The organism is Nonomuraea sp. NPDC049378 (assembly GCF_055586745.1).
In genome coordinates, this window is sequence record NZ_JBVJHP010000015.1 from 172,208 (window position 1) to 188,657 (window position 16,450).

At 68.7% G+C, this 16,450-nt stretch carries 18 protein-coding genes, 2 tRNA genes and 1 pseudogene; 10 read left to right on the plus strand and 11 right to left on the minus strand.

Translation table 11 applies throughout. The features are described from left to right. Nucleotides 1–86: 86 nt before the first annotated feature. Nucleotides 87–680 (minus strand): TetR/AcrR family transcriptional regulator, encoded by a 594-nt coding sequence (locus ACZ6SA_RS31040; RefSeq protein WP_465832115.1) that lies wholly within the window; start codon nt 678–680, stop codon nt 87–89. A 91-nt stretch (nt 681–771) separates the two neighbouring features. Between ACZ6SA_RS31040 and ACZ6SA_RS31045 the strand changes: the two genes are divergently transcribed. Further along, a complete protein-coding gene (locus ACZ6SA_RS31045) occupies nt 772–1,251 on the plus strand; it encodes a nuclear transport factor 2 family protein (RefSeq protein ID WP_465832117.1) in 480 nt (159 codons plus the stop codon). A gap of 10 nt (nt 1,252–1,261) precedes the next feature. Here the strand turns inward: ACZ6SA_RS31045 and ACZ6SA_RS31050 are convergent, their stop codons facing one another. Then, a complete protein-coding gene (locus tag ACZ6SA_RS31050; protein ID WP_465832119.1) occupies nt 1,262–2,230 on the minus strand; it encodes a helix-turn-helix domain-containing protein in 969 nt (322 codons plus the stop codon). A gap of 249 nt (nt 2,231–2,479) precedes the next feature. On the opposite strand from ACZ6SA_RS31050, the gene ACZ6SA_RS31055 reads away from it, so the two are divergent. Next, nucleotides 2,480–3,733: an MFS transporter gene (locus ACZ6SA_RS31055; protein WP_465832121.1), complete on the plus strand. Its 1,254-nt coding sequence runs from the start codon at nt 2,480–2,482 to the stop codon at nt 3,731–3,733. A gap of 34 nt (nt 3,734–3,767) precedes the next feature. Here the strand turns inward: ACZ6SA_RS31055 and ACZ6SA_RS31060 are convergent, their stop codons facing one another. Continuing rightward, on the minus strand, nt 3,768–3,914 hold the full coding sequence (locus ACZ6SA_RS31060) for a hypothetical protein (protein WP_465832123.1): 147 nt from the start codon (nt 3,912–3,914) through the stop codon (nt 3,768–3,770). 424 nt (nt 3,915–4,338) lie between these two features. Continuing rightward, nucleotides 4,339–5,259, minus strand: a complete 921-nt coding sequence (locus ACZ6SA_RS31065; protein WP_465832125.1) for a TetR/AcrR family transcriptional regulator C-terminal domain-containing protein — start codon at nt 5,257–5,259, stop codon at nt 4,339–4,341. A gap of 134 nt (nt 5,260–5,393) precedes the next feature. Here ACZ6SA_RS31065 and ACZ6SA_RS31070 point away from each other — a divergent pair, with 134 nt between their 5' ends. Both ACZ6SA_RS31070 and ACZ6SA_RS31075 read left to right on the plus strand, forming a co-directional pair. Next, entirely contained in the window at nt 5,394–6,809 is a 1,416-nt protein-coding gene (locus ACZ6SA_RS31070; protein WP_465832127.1) for an amidohydrolase family protein, read from the plus strand. Next, entirely contained in the window at nt 6,806–7,390 is a 585-nt protein-coding gene (locus tag ACZ6SA_RS31075; protein WP_465832129.1) for a GNAT family N-acetyltransferase, read from the plus strand. Before ACZ6SA_RS31070 ends, ACZ6SA_RS31075 begins: the two co-directional genes overlap by 4 nt. An 87-nt stretch (nt 7,391–7,477) precedes the next feature. On the opposite strand, the gene ACZ6SA_RS31080 is transcribed toward ACZ6SA_RS31075, so the two are convergent. Further along, nucleotides 7,478–7,568 (minus strand) — tRNA-Ser (locus ACZ6SA_RS31080). After that, nucleotides 7,535–8,404, minus strand: a complete 870-nt coding sequence (locus tag ACZ6SA_RS31085; protein WP_465832131.1) for a hypothetical protein — start codon at nt 8,402–8,404, stop codon at nt 7,535–7,537. The genes ACZ6SA_RS31080 and ACZ6SA_RS31085 overlap by 34 nt, the downstream gene beginning before the upstream one ends. Nucleotides 8,405–8,573: 169 nt before the next feature. On the opposite strand from ACZ6SA_RS31085, the gene ACZ6SA_RS31090 reads away from it, so the two are divergent. Continuing rightward, nucleotides 8,574–9,065: a DUF7713 domain-containing protein gene (locus tag ACZ6SA_RS31090; RefSeq protein WP_465832259.1), complete on the plus strand. Its 492-nt coding sequence runs from the start codon at nt 8,574–8,576 to the stop codon at nt 9,063–9,065. Nucleotides 9,066–9,261: 196 nt separating this feature from the next. Continuing rightward, nucleotides 9,262–9,591 (plus strand): hypothetical protein, encoded by a 330-nt coding sequence (locus tag ACZ6SA_RS31095; RefSeq protein WP_347647089.1) that lies wholly within the window; start codon nt 9,262–9,264, stop codon nt 9,589–9,591. A gap of 11 nt (nt 9,592–9,602) precedes the next feature. On the opposite strand, the gene ACZ6SA_RS31100 is transcribed toward ACZ6SA_RS31095, so the two are convergent. From ACZ6SA_RS31100 to ACZ6SA_RS31110, 3 genes are all read right to left on the minus strand, one after another. Continuing rightward, nucleotides 9,603–11,087: a hypothetical protein gene (locus ACZ6SA_RS31100; protein WP_465832134.1), complete on the minus strand. Its 1,485-nt coding sequence runs from the start codon at nt 11,085–11,087 to the stop codon at nt 9,603–9,605. Nucleotides 11,088–11,410: 323 nt separating this feature from the next. Next, a complete protein-coding gene (locus ACZ6SA_RS31105) occupies nt 11,411–11,899 on the minus strand; it encodes a PIN-like domain-containing protein (RefSeq protein WP_347647086.1) in 489 nt (162 codons plus the stop codon). Beyond that, a complete protein-coding gene (locus tag ACZ6SA_RS31110) occupies nt 11,880–12,533 on the minus strand; it encodes a DUF433 domain-containing protein (RefSeq protein WP_347647085.1) in 654 nt (217 codons plus the stop codon). The genes ACZ6SA_RS31105 and ACZ6SA_RS31110 overlap by 20 nt, the downstream gene beginning before the upstream one ends. 349 nt (nt 12,534–12,882) lie before the next feature. Here ACZ6SA_RS31110 and ACZ6SA_RS31115 point away from each other — a divergent pair. Both ACZ6SA_RS31115 and ACZ6SA_RS31120 read left to right on the plus strand, forming a co-directional pair. Next, nucleotides 12,883–13,023 (plus strand): annotated as a pseudogene (locus ACZ6SA_RS31115) (tyrosine-type recombinase/integrase); the annotation flags it as partial. Between the two features lie 9 nt (nt 13,024–13,032). Then, nucleotides 13,033–13,587, plus strand: coding sequence for a site-specific integrase (locus ACZ6SA_RS31120; protein ID WP_465832137.1), 555 nt, complete (start codon nt 13,033–13,035; stop codon nt 13,585–13,587). On the opposite strand, the gene ACZ6SA_RS31125 is transcribed toward ACZ6SA_RS31120, so the two are convergent. Both ACZ6SA_RS31125 and ACZ6SA_RS31130 read right to left on the minus strand, forming a co-directional pair. Beyond that, nucleotides 13,537–13,995 (minus strand): hypothetical protein, encoded by a 459-nt coding sequence (locus ACZ6SA_RS31125; RefSeq protein ID WP_465832139.1) that lies wholly within the window; start codon nt 13,993–13,995, stop codon nt 13,537–13,539. The two genes, ACZ6SA_RS31120 and ACZ6SA_RS31125, sit on opposite strands and share 51 nt — an antisense overlap. Before the next feature lie 70 nt (nt 13,996–14,065). Then, nucleotides 14,066–14,142: transfer RNA gene (locus ACZ6SA_RS31130), tRNA-Lys, on the minus strand. Between the two features lie 100 nt (nt 14,143–14,242). On the opposite strand from ACZ6SA_RS31130, the gene ACZ6SA_RS31135 reads away from it, so the two are divergent. Beyond that, entirely contained in the window at nt 14,243–15,082 is an 840-nt protein-coding gene (locus ACZ6SA_RS31135; protein WP_347647082.1) for an AAA family ATPase, read from the plus strand. After that, on the plus strand, nt 15,075–16,448 hold the full coding sequence (locus ACZ6SA_RS31140) for a vWA domain-containing protein (protein ID WP_465832142.1): 1,374 nt from the start codon (nt 15,075–15,077) through the stop codon (nt 16,446–16,448). Before ACZ6SA_RS31135 ends, ACZ6SA_RS31140 begins: the two co-directional genes overlap by 8 nt. The last annotated feature ends 2 nt before the right edge of the window (nt 16,449–16,450 follow it).

The window sequence follows — 16,450 nt, forward strand, 5'->3', positions numbered from 1 at the left end:
GTTCGCCACCCGGCGTGCTGGACGCCGGGGTGTCCTTCCACGGCATCGAACACCGAACCGCCGGCGGGTTCGGGACGACCTCGCGATCAGTGATGGTGCTGCGGATCGGGCGCGGCCGTGCCCTGGGCGATGGCGTGCACGGCTGGCCGCAGCACGCGGACGATCTCCGCCACTCCGGCGTCCCTCACCCCTTCCAGGTGGAGGAGGTGGCGGCTCAGCAGGACCCCGACGGTGAGGGCGCCGATGAGCCCGGCGCGAAGAACCGCGTCGTCGGTGGAGAGTGCGGCGGCCACCTGCCGCTGCTGCTCTGCGATCGCGGCGCGCACCTCGTCGCCGGTGTCCGGGTGCGTGAGCATGGAACGCAGCATCGCCAGGGCGCCCGGGGCATCGGACTCCAGCTTGTCCGCCATGGAGGCCAGCAGGAGTTCGGCGACCTCTTCCGGCGTCCCGGCCACCGGCCGGTCGGGCGCGACCTCGGCGACCCGGGCGAACAGCGCGTCCTTCGAGCCGAAGTAGCGCATCACCAGCCCGGGGTCGGCCTCCGCGGCGGCGGCGACTCCCCTGATCGTGGTGCGGTCATACCCCAGGGTGGCGAAGAGGTGACGAGCGGCGGCCAGGATCCGGTTCTCGGTCTGTCTGCGCTGCTCGGCCCGGGACAGGCGGGGACGGTGGTCGGACATGAAACTTGAGTCTACAGCCGTTGACCCAACCCGCCGGCTCGCACTAGCATCAGTTCAGTCAACAACCGTAGACCCAATGAGGAGACCCGCCATGCCAACGCCCGACACCCTCCCCAAGGCGATCCTCGAACGCGCGCAGCGGCTCTTCCTCGCCAAAGACCTGAACGGCTTCGCCGACATGTTCGCGGCCGACGGGACACACGAACTGCCCTTCGCTCCACCCGGAGTGCCGAAGTTCCTGCGGGGCCGGGAGGAGATCCGCCGCTATCTCACCTCGATCACCTCCACTCCGCTGGAACTGACCGGCTTTCACGGGCTCCGCGTCTATGAGACCGGCGATCCGGAGGTCGTCGTCGCCGAGTACGAAGGGCGGGGGCGGGTGGTGAGCACCGGCAAGCCGTACCGCATGCCCTACATTCAGGTGCTGCGCGCGCGGGGCGGGGAGATCGTCACCTGGCGTGACTACTGGAGCCCCCTTTCCGGGGTCCAGGCGCTGGGGATGCGCGGGATGGTGCCCACGATCGTCAGGACCGCCGCGGCCCGCTGGCGAAGGGGCCCGGCGACCGTTTGACGACCGGCCGTCAGGCGCCGCCGTCCAGCGCCTGCGCCCGGAAGTCCTTGGCGGGCATGCCGTACGCCGCGCGAAACGAACGGCTGAAACCGGCCGCGTCCGGAAATCCCCACCGGGCGGCGATTCCGTGAATGGGGACGTCGGCCAGCGACGGATCAGCCAGATCGCGGCGCACCCGCTCCAGCCGGCGCGTCTTTATCCATGCGGCGACCGAGATCTCCTGCTCCTGGAAAAGCTTGTGCAGATAACTGACCGAGATGTGATGCGCGGCGGCAACCGACCTCGGCGAAAGTTCGGCATCGGCGAGATTGACCTGAATGAACCGCTGAACCTGCAGGGTCAGGGAATATCTGTCCCGAGCCCTTGGGTCGATCATCTCCTCGCCGCCCGGGCAGGAGAGAAGGACCGTGGCCAGGTCGACGAGAACCATACCCAGCCTGACTCTCTCTGACGTGCTGAATTCGCCCTTTCCGTTGGCGAGTTCGGCGATGAAGCCTTTCAGCAGCGCGCCCGTTCCCTCCGTGCCCGACATGCGCTGCCCGAGCATCTGCTCGTGCCTCGCGTTGCGGGGCAGGAGAACCTTCGGGAACGCGATCACCGCCATCTCGAACAACCCGTGCTCGTGGGGCGCGCTGAACTCGTAACGATCGGCCCGCGCCATGTCGTGCACGTAGAGGTCTCCGGCGCCGACCTCGGCTTCTCGCCCGTCCCAGCAGGCGCGCAGGCTCCCGCGCAGGGGCAGGACGATCTGATACGTGCGATCGTCGATCGTGCTGCCCCGCAGTCGCCGCGCCGCCGCCGACCGGAACGACTTCACCTGAAGGTCCACGGGACCGAGGGGCGTTTCCTGCCCGCTGACCCGTATGTCGTCGGCGAATTCGCTGGCCATCTCCAATCCCGCGCCCTTGCTCATTTGCTCGCGCCACACCTCGAACCAGTCGGCAGGATGCGACCGCACCCGCTCCGCTTCCCCGCTCATATCCGCCTTTCCTGTGGACGCATCGCCAAAAAGCGTGGACCCCGCGACATCGTTTCGCGTGCCAGATTCAATAGCCTAGCCAAAGAACGAACGTTTCAAGCGGAGAAGGACGGAGGTGATTCACGTGAAGGCACGTCGAGGGAACACCTGGTATTGATTCGGTCGTGTGCGCCGATTGAAGGGTAAGGGGTGGGCCCGCGTGCAGGGGTGTGCGGGCCCACCTCGACTGCAGTTGATCCGGGGAAGAGAATGCCGACAGACACAACGGCCGCCACCTATCGAGAGATCTTCCGGCTCCGGGAGTTCCGTGCCCTGTTCGCCGCCCACTTGCTTTCGCTGATCGGCGACCAGCTCACGAAGGTCGCGGTCGCGGCTCTTGTGTTCACCGGCACCGGCTCCGCGTTCCTGGCGGCGGTCACCTTCGGTATCGGTTATCTGCCGTGGGTGGTCCTCGGACCCGTGCTGTCGGCTCTGGCCGACCGCTTTCCCCGGCGTACCGTGATGATCGTCAGCGATGCGGCCCGCATGTGCCTGATCGCGTTGCTGGTGACGCCGGGCCTTCCGGTCGCCGTGTTGATCGGCGTGTTGTTCGTGTCCGCGCTGCTCGCCCCGCCCGCCCAGGCCGCTCGCTCGGCGACCATGCCCGAGGTGCTCGACGGGGGCAAGTACGTCGTCGCCGCCGGCATCAGCAGCCTGACCGGCCAGATCGCTCAGATGCTCGGCTTCGCCGGCGGCGGGCTGCTGCTGGCGGTCCTGTCCGCGCGGGAGGTGCTGCTCATCGACGCCGCCACCTTCGCCATCTCGGCGCTTCTCCTCGCCCGCCATCTCATCCGCCGTCCGGCTCCGGCACGGGCGGGGGCGCCCACCGTACTCCGGTCGACCGCCGACGGCTTCCGCCTCGTCACCCGCGACCCGCAGCTGCGGGCGTATCTCCTGCTCGGGTGGGCGGGGGCGGCCTTCGCCACGGCACCGGAAGGGCTGATGACCGCCTACGCGCAGTGGGTTGGCGGCGGTGACGCGACCGTCGGGCTGCTGCTGTCGGCCATGCCTTTCGGCTGCATGATCGGAGCGATCATCTACGGCCGCTTCACCTCGCCGGCCGCGCGCTGGAGGCAGGTCCGCCCGATGGCGCTGCTGTCGTGCCTCGCCCTCGTGCCGATCGCCGCCGGCCCGCCCCTCCCGGTGGTGCTCGGGTTGCTGGCCCTGAGCGGGTACGGCACGGCGTTCCAGATCGCGCTCAACGCCCGCTTCGTACGCGAGGTGCCCGGCTCCCACCGCGCCCGGGCCTTCGGCGTCGCCGCCGCAGGGATGATGGCCGGAATCGGGCTGGCCACCAGCCTGGCGGGTGCGCTCACCGACCTCGCCGGCAACCCGGCCCTGATCGTGGGCGGGTGCGGCCTCGCCGGCTGCCTGGCCATGCTGCCTGTGGCACGGCGCTGGCCGGCGCACCTCCCGGCACCCACCGAAACCGCCCCAAGGCTGCGAGGCGTCGGAGACCCATGAGGGCGCCGGGCGGCCGGCGAGAGCGGACCGTCGGTCAGAACGTCCTCGAGCGCCGCGGGTCCTTACCCTTGCGGTCGAAGACGAACTCCACGCGGACCTTGCCGACGCGGCGCTGGTAACTCCGGATGAGAAGGGGTTTCCAGTCGGATCCGAAGCTGTCCACCATCCCGTCATCGATCACTGGCCCCGTGTTCCCCCCGCTTGCCGAAGTCCACGATCTTGATGTTGTCGCGGCGGCGCTTCGTCGGGGGCAACCAGTACCGCATGCGGATCACCGTGGAGTTGCTCCAGGTCGACCCCCTTGGAGGAGGACGGGCATGGAATCCCTCCTTTGATCGGAACGGCTGAATCTGGAGGAAAGCCTCACCCATCGCCGCGCGGTGGGCCATGCCGGAGCCTCCACGTTCCCTTGTCGTAGCGTCCACGATCCGCTCGCGCATCGCGGCCGGCCGGACGGATTTTCCCTCCCTCTCGGCCATCCGGTGGACCGACGCCGCGGGGCTCGGGCAGGCTCGGTCCGGTTCACTCACCAAGATCGAAGAGGCCGTGCATGCGGAGCGCGACGTCTGCTCTCGCGTCGGTTGCCGGGCTGGCGGCGAGCCCGGTCATCGCTGCTCGGCGAGCCCCGCCAGCCCGTCGAGATAGCGCATGAGCGAATGCTCGAACACGACCTCCAGGTCTTCGGCGAGCACGGTCTGCTCCACGGCCGCGAGATGGGGAAAGCTCCCCGACCGGAACGTCATCCTGGCCTCGCTCTCCATGGCCGCCCACCAGTCGGTCGTGCGCATGCGCGTCTCGCGCTCCACGCGTACCTCATCCGCCGCCGTCAAGGCGAGCCCGCGCACCAGCGCGGGGAGCGCGAGGGCCGCGCGCTTGCGCTCGTCCGGCGACAGGCCGAGCTGGGCGAGCGCCGCGAAGGTCCGCTCGCTGTGCATCATGGCCTCGGGGACGAACGGCGGCCGCGTCAGCGACAGCAGCCCTGCCAGCCACGGGTGACGGCGGTAGAGCCGCCACTGCAGCCGGTAGATCTCCTCCAGCTGCGCGCGCCACCCCTCGGGAAGGACGGCGGCCAGCGGCTGCGCCCGGAACACCGCGTTGATCATCAGGAGCTCGAGCTCGTCACGGCCGGCGACATGGTGATAGAGGGACATGGCCGCCACACCCAGCCTGCCCGCGAGGCCACGCATGGAGACCGCTTCGATCCCCTCGCGGTCGGCGACCGCGATGGCCACCGCGATGATCTTCGCTCTGGTCAGGTCGCGGGGCGACAACCGTGGCGCGGCGGGCGCGCGGGTCTCGGGGACCCTGACCACGCTGCCCGAGCCGGGCCGCGTGACGATCAGGCCCTCCTCCCTCAGCAGGGTCAGCGCGCGGCTCGCGGTCGCCATGGCGACGCCGAAATCGCGCACGATCTGCCGGGTGGAAGGCACCCGATCACCGGGCCGCAGGACGCCGTCGGCGATCCTGCGGCGCAGCTCGAGAACGACGCGCTGCGCCGGTCGTTGATCATCCCGCACCGCTGCCACGGCCCAACTGTACTAGTTCGGAAGCGAACGCGGGCAACCCGGCGAGCCGCCGTTCAGCGCCCAGCCAGCAGTACGGTTGAAGAAGTGCATCAGGTGATCGAGCCTGCGAGCGTGCCGATCCATACGGTGTACACATGACATTCGCCGACGTACCCATGGCACTCACCCATGTCACCGTGATCGACGTCGCCGGCGGGCCGTCCCTGCCGGACCAGACCGTCCTGCTGGCCGGTGGCACCATCGTGGCGGTGGGGCCCGCATCCCAGGTCGTGATCCCGCCGGGGACCGAAATCCATGATCTTACCGGGCGTTATGTGCTGCCGGGGCTGACCGACATGCACGTGCACAGCGAGGGCGGCGACGACGAACGGCAGTTTCCCGCGCTCTACATCGCCAACGGCGTGACCACGGTACGCGAGATGTGGGGTCAGCCGCACCTGCACGAATGGCGGCGGCGGACGGAGGCGGGCAAGATGCTCGGACCTCGGTCGATCATCGCCAGCCCGATCGTGGACGGCTCCCCCGCCCTGTGGGAAGAGCTGTTCGAAGACGCGCCGATCATCTCGGTCACCACCGAGCAGGAGGCCCGGCGCGCCGTCGGCGAGGCCAAGGACGGTGGAGCGGACTTCGTCAAGGCGTACTCCCGGCTGGGCAGGGAGCCCTACTTCGCACTACTGGACGAGGCGGCCAAACAGGACATCCCGGTGGTCGGCCACCGGTCCGACCTGATCCCGCTCGTCGAGCAGGTCGGCGCGGGCCAGCGGTCCTTCGAGCACGTCCACGGCCTGTGGCCCGCCACCGCCGACGACGTGGAGCGGATGGAGGCCGCGATGGCCCGGATCTCCCCCGAACCCGGTTTCCACTACGCGAACTGGTTCAAGCAGGTCAACGAGGTGGAATGGGAGTCAGTCAACCGCTACAGCCGGGCATCCGCCACGGCGCTGTTCGAGCGGTTCGTCGCCGAGGACGTCGCCTACTGCCCGACGCTCATCATGCACGCCGCGGTCGACCTGGCCGAGGGAATCCGGCTGGACGACCAGCGGCTCGCTTACATGGCCCCCGGCACCTCCGACATGTGGGCGTTCGTCCGGGACCAGATCTTCCACGGCGGCGGGCGTAGTTCGGACGAGGTGACCAAGCGGCGCAGGCTGTTCGACCACCGGCGGGCGGCGGTCGCCGCCATGGACGAGGCGGGCGTGCGCGTGCTGGCCGGCACGGACGCGGTGACCCCGGGTCTGTTCCCGGGCTTCGCCCTGCACGACGAGCTCGAACTGCTGGTCGGCTCCGGGCTGAGCACGATGCGCGCCCTGCGGGCCGCGACGCTCGAACCCGCCAGGTTCCTCGGGCGCGAGCGAATCTCGGGGACGGTCGAGCCGGGCAGGCTGGCCGACCTGCTGGTCCTGGACGCCGATCCGCTGGCCGACATCACCAACACCCGGAGGATCCACGCGGTCGTGGCCGCCGGACGGTACATCGGGCCGGACGAGCGCTGCCGTCTTCTCGAGACCGCGGCCGCCGCCGCGGCGGCGACGCCGATGGAGGGCGCGTGACGAGCCGCGGCCAGGGGAGCGGCCTTCGTCGTGACCGGACACCGGAAGGGGACGCGGGCGCGGCCGTTCGCGTGCTCACCGCCGCTTTCGCCGCCGACGCCGTCATCCGCTGGCTCACCCCGGAGGTCTCCGCCCGGATGTTCGCCTTCGTGGTTGCCGAGTCCGCCGCGGCCGGAGGCCTGGAGGTCCAGGACGAGGTGGCCGTCGCCGTCTGGCTGCCCTGGTCCGCCGACGACTCCACGCCCGGCTCCGCGACCGACGGGCTGCCACCGGAACTGCCCGTCCGCCTGAGGCAGTATGTGGAGCTCACGACCGCTCGGCACCCGAGCGATCGCGACCACCTCCACCTCCAGTTCCTCGGCGTTCACCCCGCCTGCCAGGGGCAGGGCGCCGGTTCCGCGCTGCTCGCCCGCGGTCTGGCACGCGCCGACGCGGCCGGTCTGCCCGCCTACCTGGAGGCGAGCGGGCAGGCGAACCTGCGGCTGTACGAACGCCACGGGTTCGTGCGGTGCGGAGAACCGATCCTTCTGCCCGACGGCCCAGCCGTCTGGCCGATGTGGCGCGTACCGAAGATCAGCTGACCAGCCGGAGCCGGGCCGGTCGGCCACGCGCCCGCCGACGAAGCGAGAAACCCCAGCTCGGCACATCAAGCTGGGGTTTTCGCGCGGTGCGCCGCCAGGGACTCGAACCCCGGACCCGCTGATTAAGAGTCACTAGCCTTTGTGTCAAGCCGTACCTAAATGTACTTGCTTGTAGCGCTCCGTCCCTTTCCGTTGTCCTCGAAATGCCCCAAAATGCCACCGCGGGTTCACGGGTGCCGATGGCCGAAGAGCAACCACCGAGCAACCGACCGGGCAATTGCGCGGCCTCGGCGGCCTAACGAGCGAACCGTAGTCAGGGATCCGCCATCGCCGCAACAGTTCCGGTACGTCTTCCTCGGCGGACATGGCCACTCGGCGCAGCACCTCGGCCGCGTCCAAGTCCGGCGTGACCGGCAGCGGGATCCGGTCCGCCAGTTCACGGCGGGCATGTTCGCCCAATTCAGTCACGTTCAGCCGGGTGTCCAGCGCGCCGAACTCGCGCAGAATGGTCACGACCTGGTCCGCGGGATGCCCGTCGATCAGCCCGGATGCGCGCCAGTCCCAGTCGCGACGCTGCCGCATGACGGCCTCGACTTCGCGCCGCAGCGCCTGCCCGAGCGGCGGCTCCTCCTCGGCGAGCAGGTCGAGCGTCACCTGGCAGCAGATCCGCGGGTCTGCCCCACACGGATCGGTGACCTGCGCCGCGATCACCTGCTCCAGCGCCACATACCCGCGGGCGGCGTCCAGGTGCGGTTCGGGTTCGGAGCGTACGGCACGCGCCCCGCTGACCGTGATCATCTCGATGGCTACCGCGGTCAGCCATGCCCGAAACACCTCGGGAACATCGCTCAGCCGCCGTACCTTGATCGGACAAGGAACGTTGATGGCCTTCGCGACATCCGGGACGAGAGTGGGCTTAAGTACGCCGCCCGGCGTGACCGCACGTCCTTCGCCTACCCAGGCGGCCAGGGCGTGGGCGGCTGCGAACACCGGACTCTCGGCTACGGAGAGCATGACGGCGAGCGTATCGCCTCGCCGATCTCATGTACGCGGCCCGAGACACCCGAAGACGTAGAGTCAGCAGGTGGCTACCGAAAGCGCGAAATGCAGCAGGTGCGGGCAACCCGCCCGGATTCATCTCAACCCGGTGGGCATGCTCTGCGACGCTTGCTGGAACTCGTGGATGTGTGACCGGACCGGACGTGATCCGCTGCCGTCGCCTCCGCCACCAGAGATGTTCGTCGATCCTGACGGTCGGCCGCATGTCCTGGCCTACCGCCTCACACACGGCGCCACCGGCATCGAAGCCGACCTCACGGAAGTCGGCGTCGAGGAAGGGTATGAGTTCCGCTCACTCGCAGCCCCCTACGCCGACCCGCAACGCGCTCTTGACCACGTACGGGAGACCGCCCGCCGCGAGATCGGCAGGCACTACCTCGAGCGCAGCCCATTCAGCGGCAAGCCGACCATCGCCGACCGCGAGGTACGCGGCAGGATCATCTGGCGCAGCCCGGATGAGATGGCCGTGGTCGTCGATGGCCGACAGCTGACCTGGGACGAACTTGGCCAGGCAATCCAGAACGAGGGCTGGAACTTCACGATCACTCTCGACGAGCCGATTGCCATGGTCGACGACTACGATCCCACTCTGGTATTCGGAGAGATCGGACCATAGCAGCGGTCGCGTCGGACGATTTAGGAGGAGTTGCCAAACCAGCGGGTCGACGCCCACTGGCCTGAGATCCTTACCTTCGTCATGGCGGAGTACGCAGCGACCCTTCAAGCATTCCGGCGCGTCAGCGCACTCGCCGTCGCCCATCGCGACGCTCTCGACTCCGCTGCCCGCCAGACGAGCGCCTGCGCCTGGGGCGGTGGCGGCCGCCCCAGGCTTCGCCGACAGCCTCAACAAGCACCGTCGTCTCCTCCAGTCCGCCCTGGCGGACGCGCTCCACCAGCTCGCCACCCTGGCCGTACGGCACAGCGGCCCCACACCAGCCGTCCCCGCCAGCGCGTCCTCAGCCGCCATGATCACAGCCATACGCGGCACATTCGCCGGGATCAACCCAGCCGCGATGACCGCGCTCATCCACGTCCTCGACCAGGCAGCAGCCGACCTCCTCTCGGTCGGCTCTCGTCTCGCCGCCGACCTCACGGCCCACGGGCTGTCCGGCCATCCGGGACAACTCCACTCCAGTCGCTGATCGGAGTCATGTCACGATGACGGTGAGTCTGGAGGGCCTGCTGGCGTCTCCTCCAACTCCGTAAGTTCGTCCTCCAGCATTTGCAACTGGGCACGAGCCACGCGGATTTCTTCCCGGAGATCCTCCGCGTACAGTCTCCGATAAAGAGCGGTGCCCTCATCGAGACGAGTGAAGACCTCGATGCCGTCGCGATGGCACACAACCCGATCAACCAGCAGCGCACGTCCGAGATCCGTAAACACGCCATCGTCGCGCACCGACCTGCCGCGCCAGGGCTCCCGGACAAGTGCATCCAGGCCGGCCACCGCGAACACTCCGTGCTCCTGCATCATCCCGACCTGCTCCAACCGCGCCACCCGGTCGGTGTGCTGCCGCGAAAGAGCCGCGTCTGCCTTCGCCGCGCCGATGTGCGCATCGTAAGTCGCGATCTTCGCCGTGAGATAGTCGGCGTAGGCAACCAGGGCAGCGGGAGCCGGCGCCAGTTCGGGCGCGGTCACCCAGGAGAAGCGTCCGTTGAGCGCGTCGAGCAAAACGCGGTCGACCACACGGTGGACATCAGCCTTCTTCTCGCGGTGGAAACGGCCATCCGTGTGCCGGTGCCCGCACTCGTACACCGAGGGCACGTCCGCACGGCTTGCCCTCTCGTGGAGCGCCATCCGCCGACTGCACAAACCACACCGAACGTTGGGGCCGAGGTCCATGGGCTGTGGGTTCGCCTCATCGAAAACCCGCAGCGCGGCGGTCACCGCTCGCCAGTCATCTGCCCGGGTGCCGTAGACCTCGCTCCAGCAGGGGTCATCCTCAGCGATCAACGAAGCGATGAGGGCAAGAGTGTCGTATTTGGCCTCATCCCAGTGCTTCCATATCTCGTAGGTCTCGTCATCCTTCCAGGCCAGTCGGCCGTGCATCGGATTGGCCCGGCACCGGAAATCGACCTTCAGCGTGCGCGGATCGAACGACACATCGGCTTCTGCCGTGCACATCCCGTCCTCGCAGCAACGAGTCACTGCGCTCAGGACGTCGGCGGATCCTCCTTCAGCCCGCTGCCGCTCCTCAGCGAGCCTCCACTCCCACCCATCGAGGATCGCCCGTGCCCGCTCATCGAGTGCATCAGCAGCACGCACCCGAGCCGCCACAACGCGTTCGGCCTCAGCCCTCCGCTGCGCCGCCTCCAACCGTGGGGGCAGCAACAGCGCCAGTTCCTCGACGCTTGCGATCTCCTCCGGTTTCAACGCAGGCAGGTCCGCGCCGCCGCATGTTCGGCACATCCGCTCGTGATGGCGATGTCCCCGAAACTCCTTCAGGCTCGTGGTTGTGGGTTCCGCCGCGTGTTTTCCCCGCTGCCGGCAGGAAGGGCTGTGCGAGCAGCCGTTCTCTTTCACCGAGTAGGTGATGGCTATGTGCCCCATAGGTCCAAGCTCGTCAAGGGTGAGCAGCGGGGAGAACAGGATTTCCGAAACCTGCAGGCTGCTCTTCCCCGCCTGATTGATGATCACGGCTCGTTGGCCTTTCCGCCCGGCATCAGATTTCAGGGTATGACCGTCAGCGCCATCTTTCCTGTGATTGAGAGATTGCGTCGGTGCGGCACGCAGTGGGGCCCGAGCAGCGCGGGCCAGCGCCGGCATCTCAACAACCATCCGTTCCCCCGGCCGTCCCACGTCCTCATGGGACGGCCGCAGGATCAGGTGCGTGGCGCTGCCGTACTGGCGCAAACCAGCAGACAGGCGAAAACGCTAGGCGCGTCGGTCGCAGGCAAGGTCAGGACGGGACTCGCCGCGGCGTGATGCCCGAGTGAGTTCGACCGCTTCGCCGTTGCCCTTCACATATTTTCGGCATTGGCACCTGGCCGGGTCCGCCCAGACGGAGACGTAGGCCAGAATTTGGGCGGATTCAGCGCAGGATCGATCAACCGCAGCCGACTCGCCACCGTGGGATCGACGCCTCGCAAAGTGATCAAGCGTGGTCCGCTGGATTCTTCCAGCAACGCCAGCACGCTCGGCAATCCAGCGGCGACCGTCGCGATCGCGGCGCCCATCCCGACCAGCCCAGGGTGCTTGTGCGGATATTCGATCCGGTGCAGACCAGAGGCGGCGATAGCGGCCACTTCCCGCGGTCGCTGCATCTGGCGGCCGTCGTTGGTGAGAACCACGTGGAACCCCTCGGCCGCGGCTCGCGGATACAAGGTCTCATCGCGCGTGCCCGACCAGCCAGGAAGATCCAGCAAGTGGACGATGTCGTGGTTCAGTACGAAACTCGTCAGGACCAGGTGCAGCGGACGGGGGACGTTCTCATCCAGCAGCAGCCGCACGCTGCTCCCTGGGAGGCTCGTAACTGTCGACGTAGTCGGCGAAGTCGGCGGCGTCCAACGCCGCCGTGGCCGACACGCTCGGGTAGTACTCCACGATCCGCTCAGCCGGAACGCCATCCCGCAGCAACGCCGCAATCTCGTCGTACGGCACGCGGGTCCCGTCGATCACCGGCATCCCACCGCGGACCGCCGGGTCAACCGTGACGTGCTCCCGGGGACGTAGCAGGTCCGGAATGTGCCGTCCATCGCGGTAGAACGGCCGCAACACCTCGACCATGTCATGGATGACAAGGTTGGCCTTGCGATGCACCAGATCGGTGGCCTGACCCTGCTCGACCAAGTAGATCGTCGAACCATCGGTCACCAACTGGTAAGCCGACAGATGCTCACGCTCCTGCAGGTCGTCACGGAGCGTGTCCAACGCCCGGCGAATCTTCTGCAAGGACGCGTCATTGCGCAGCTTCACACACGTACGCAACGCCACCAGATCCCGAAACGAATACAGCACCGGACGCACCGGAGAGACCTCCGGCACCAGCACCGCGCCACGCCCAGAACTGGCCTTACGCCAGTGCGCGAGCTGACGAAGCGTGGCACCCGACAACGCCGCCGCTAGCTTCGGACTATAGGACACCCACTTCACCTCCCTCGCTCGACCCGGCCCCCTTCATCATCGCAAACATCCCCACGATCCACTCACCATTACCCCATCTTGATCGGAGAGTCGCCATGCCCGTCGCCGGTCACGTCCACAAGCGCTGCGGCTGCCGGAATCCACAAACCGGACGTCAGCTCGGAGCCCACTGCCCCAAGCTGACCACCCGCGGCCACGGCAGCTGGTACCTCACCCTCGACATTCCCGCCAGTCTCGACGGTGCCCGCCGCCGCCTCCGTAAGGGCGGCTTCACCAGCCGCCGCGCCGCTGTCAGAGCACTCGCCAGCTACAGACGTCCGGCTCCGATCCTCAAGCCAGCCTGCTGACCATCGCGCAATGGCTGCGCATCTGGATCGCCTCCAGGGTCTCCCTCCAGCCCGCCACGCTGCGAAACTACACCGCGCACATCGACAGCTACCTCATCCCACACCTGGGCGGCATCCCGCTCCGCGACCTGTCCATCCGCGACGTGCAGCACATGTTCACCACGATCATGCGACACGGCACCATTACCCGCCGGCCAGCCTCGGCGACCTTGCTCGCCCGCCTGCACGCCACCCTGCGAGCCGCGCTCAACGCCGCCGTTCGAGAGAACCTTCTGCCTGACAATCCGTCCCGCTATATCGAACTCCCCCGGCTACGCCGCCCTCACGCAGTCGTGTGGACCAGCGACCAGATCGCCGAATGGCAACGCAGCGGGACCCGTCCCCGGGTGGCAATCTGGACCGCCGCCCAGACCGCTACGTTCCTCACCGCGATCAGCGGCCACCGGCTGTATGCCGTCTATCACCTCATCACTCTGCGCGGCCTGCGCCGCGGAGAGGCCGCCGGACTACGCTGGTGCGATCTCGACCTCGACGCGGCACTCATCACGATCAACAGCCAGACACAACGGTTGGACGGCGGCGGGCTGGCCCAATGTCCGCCCAAGACGCCCACCAGCCGCCGCACCATCGCCCTCGATCGCACCACCGTCACCGCGCTACGCCGTCACCGCGACCTCCAGCAGGCCGACCTCGCCCTCCTCGACTAAGACGGCGGTGGCTACGTCTTCACCACCCAACGCGGCCGGCCGATGACCCCCGACGGCCTGACCCGGACCTTCGGCGCCATGATCCAGGAGAGCGGGCTTCCACCCATTCGCCTGCACGACCTTCGACGTGGGGCGGCCAGTCTCGCGCTTCAGGCAGGCGCGGACCTCAAGGTCATCCAGGACCAGCTTGGTCATTCCAGCATCGTGCTGACGGCCGATACCTACGTAACCGTCGTCCCGCAGGTCGCCCGTGACACCGCCGAAGCCGTAGCCCGCCTCATTCGCGAGGCCGGACGCCGACCGCCTGGGAGCAATCGCCCCCGTCGCCGTAGTGGCTCTGTCCGGAAGCAGAGCCAGACCGTAGGCCGACGGAAGCGTCATCAGGCTGCTGTTCGCTGACGCGCTCACCCTGGCCTCATCACGGCCCCATCAAAGATCAGGCCCGGCTGTCATAACCGAAGCCGGGCCTGATCAGAACTGGTGCGCCGCCAGGGACTCGAACCCCGGACCCGCTGATTAAGAGTCAGCTGCTCTGACCAACTGAGCTAGCGGCGCTGGCAGAGAGGAATATACCGGTGATCCGCATCCTGGTCGAATCGGTATCAGCCGGACCCGAGCCGCTAGAATAAAGTTCGGCCTCGAGACAGGAGCATCGATGTTCGACTCGCCCGCCGACGTGACGGAGCGGCTCGCCGCCGTGGACTACCTCTCCGACGACGCCATCTCCACGTCGGTGTTCCTGGCTGCGGCGCTGGGCAAGCCGCTGCTGGTCGAAGGGCCTGCAGGGGTGGGCAAGACGCAGCTGGCCAAGGCGGTGGCGCAGGCCACCGGCGCCCGGCTGATCAGGCTCCAGTGCTACGAAGGCCTCGACGAGGCCAGGGCGCTCTACGAATGGAACTACAAGAAGCAACTGCTCAGGATCCAGGCCACCAGCGCCGACGACGACATCTTCACCGAGGAGTTCCTGCTGGAGCGGCCCCTGCTCAAGGCGATCAGGTCCGCGGAGCCCACCGTGCTGCTCATCGACGAGACCGACAAGGCGGACGTCGAGGTCGAGGGGCTGCTGCTGGAGCTGCTGTCCGACTTCCAGGTGACGATCCCCGAGCTGGGCACCATCGCCGCGACACGGCGGCCGTACGTGGTGCTGACCTCCAACGCGACCCGCGAGCTGTCGGAGGCGCTCAAGCGGCGCTGCCTCTACCTGCACATCGAATACCCCACCCCCGAGCGGGAGCGGGACATCGTGCTCGCCCAGGTCCCCGGGCTGCGGGCCGGACTCGCGGAGCAGCTGGCCAGGACGGTCGCCACGCTCAGGGCGCTGGAGCTGAAGAAGGCGCCGTCGGTGGCCGAGACCGTCGACTGGGCCAACACGCTGCTGGCCCTCGGGCGGGCGGAGCTGGACGAGGCGACCGTCGCCGGCACGCTGGGCGTGGTGCTCAAGCACGCCTCCGACCAGACCAGGGCGATCAAGGAGCTGGGGCTGCCGGATGCCTGACCGCGAGTCGCTGGTCGACCGGCACGTGGGTTTCGTGCACGCGCTGCGCGAGGCAGGGGTGCCGGTCTCGGTGGCGGAAGGGCTGGACGCCGCCAACGCCCTGCGGGCGATCGAGCTGGGCGACCGCGAGTCGCTGCGCGCCGCGTACGCGGCCACGCTGGTCAAGAAGCCCGCCTACCGGCCGGGGTTCGACGTGCTGTTCGACCTGTGGTTCCCGGCGTCGACGACCGGGCTGGGAGCCGCGCGGCCCGCAGGCGCGGCGGACCCGGACACGGCCACGGTCGCCGAGCTGCGCGAGCACCTGGCCGGGCTGCTGACCGGCGGCTCCGACCCGGAGGTGCGCGCGTTCGCCCAGGCCATGGTCGGCCGGTTCGGCCGCCAGGAGTCCGGTCCTGGGCGCCAGAACTGGTTCTCCTACAGCGTCATGCGCGCCCTGTCGCCCGAGACGCTGATGGCCGGCATCCTCCGCGCCGGGCTGCGGGACGGCGAGCGCGGCGGCCTGGCCGAGAAGACCCTGCGCCAGCGGGTCGGCGCCGGCCTGCGGCGCTTCGAGGAGGCGGTGGCCACCGACGTGCGCCGCCGGATCGCCGAGAACTCCGGCATCGAGCGCATCGCCCGCTCCGCCGTACGCCCGCCGCTCGACCAGATCGACTTCCTGCGCATCACGAGGGCCGACCTGGCCAGGCTGCGCCGGGAGGTGCATCCGCTGGCCCGGCGCCTGGCCGCGCGCCTGACGATCAAGCACAGGAAGGGCAGGCGCGGCCGGCTCGACTTCCGCAGGACGATGCGGGCCTCGCTGCAGAGCGGCGGCGTGCCGCTGGCCGTCCACCTCAAACCCCCGCGCCCGCACCGGCCCGAGCTGGTCATCCTCTGCGACACCAGCGACTCGGTCTCGTCGTTCGCGCACTTCACGCTGCTGCTCACGTACGCGCTCAGGGAGCAGTTCGCCAGGGTGCGGGCGTTCGGCTTCGTGGACACGGTGGACGAGATCACCCGCTTCTTCGCCCCCGGCGCCGACGTCGTCGAGGCCATGGCCAGGCTGGCGGACGAGGCCGACATGGTGCGTTTCGGCCGCACCAACTACGGGCACGCGCTGGAGCGCTTCGCCGAGCGGTACGGCGACGCGATCGGCCCGAAGACCTCGCTGCTGATCCTCGGCGACGCCCGCTCCAACTACCAGCCGCCGGCCCTGGACGTGCTGGCGTCCCTCGTGTCCCGCGCGCGCCACGCCTACTGGCTCAACCCGGAGCCGCGCCGGCAGTGGGACACGGGCGACTCGCTCGCGAGCGACTACGGGCAGGTCGTGCCGATGCACGAGTGCCGCAACGTCGCCCAGCTCGCCGCGTTCGTCGAGACGCTGGCCTGACC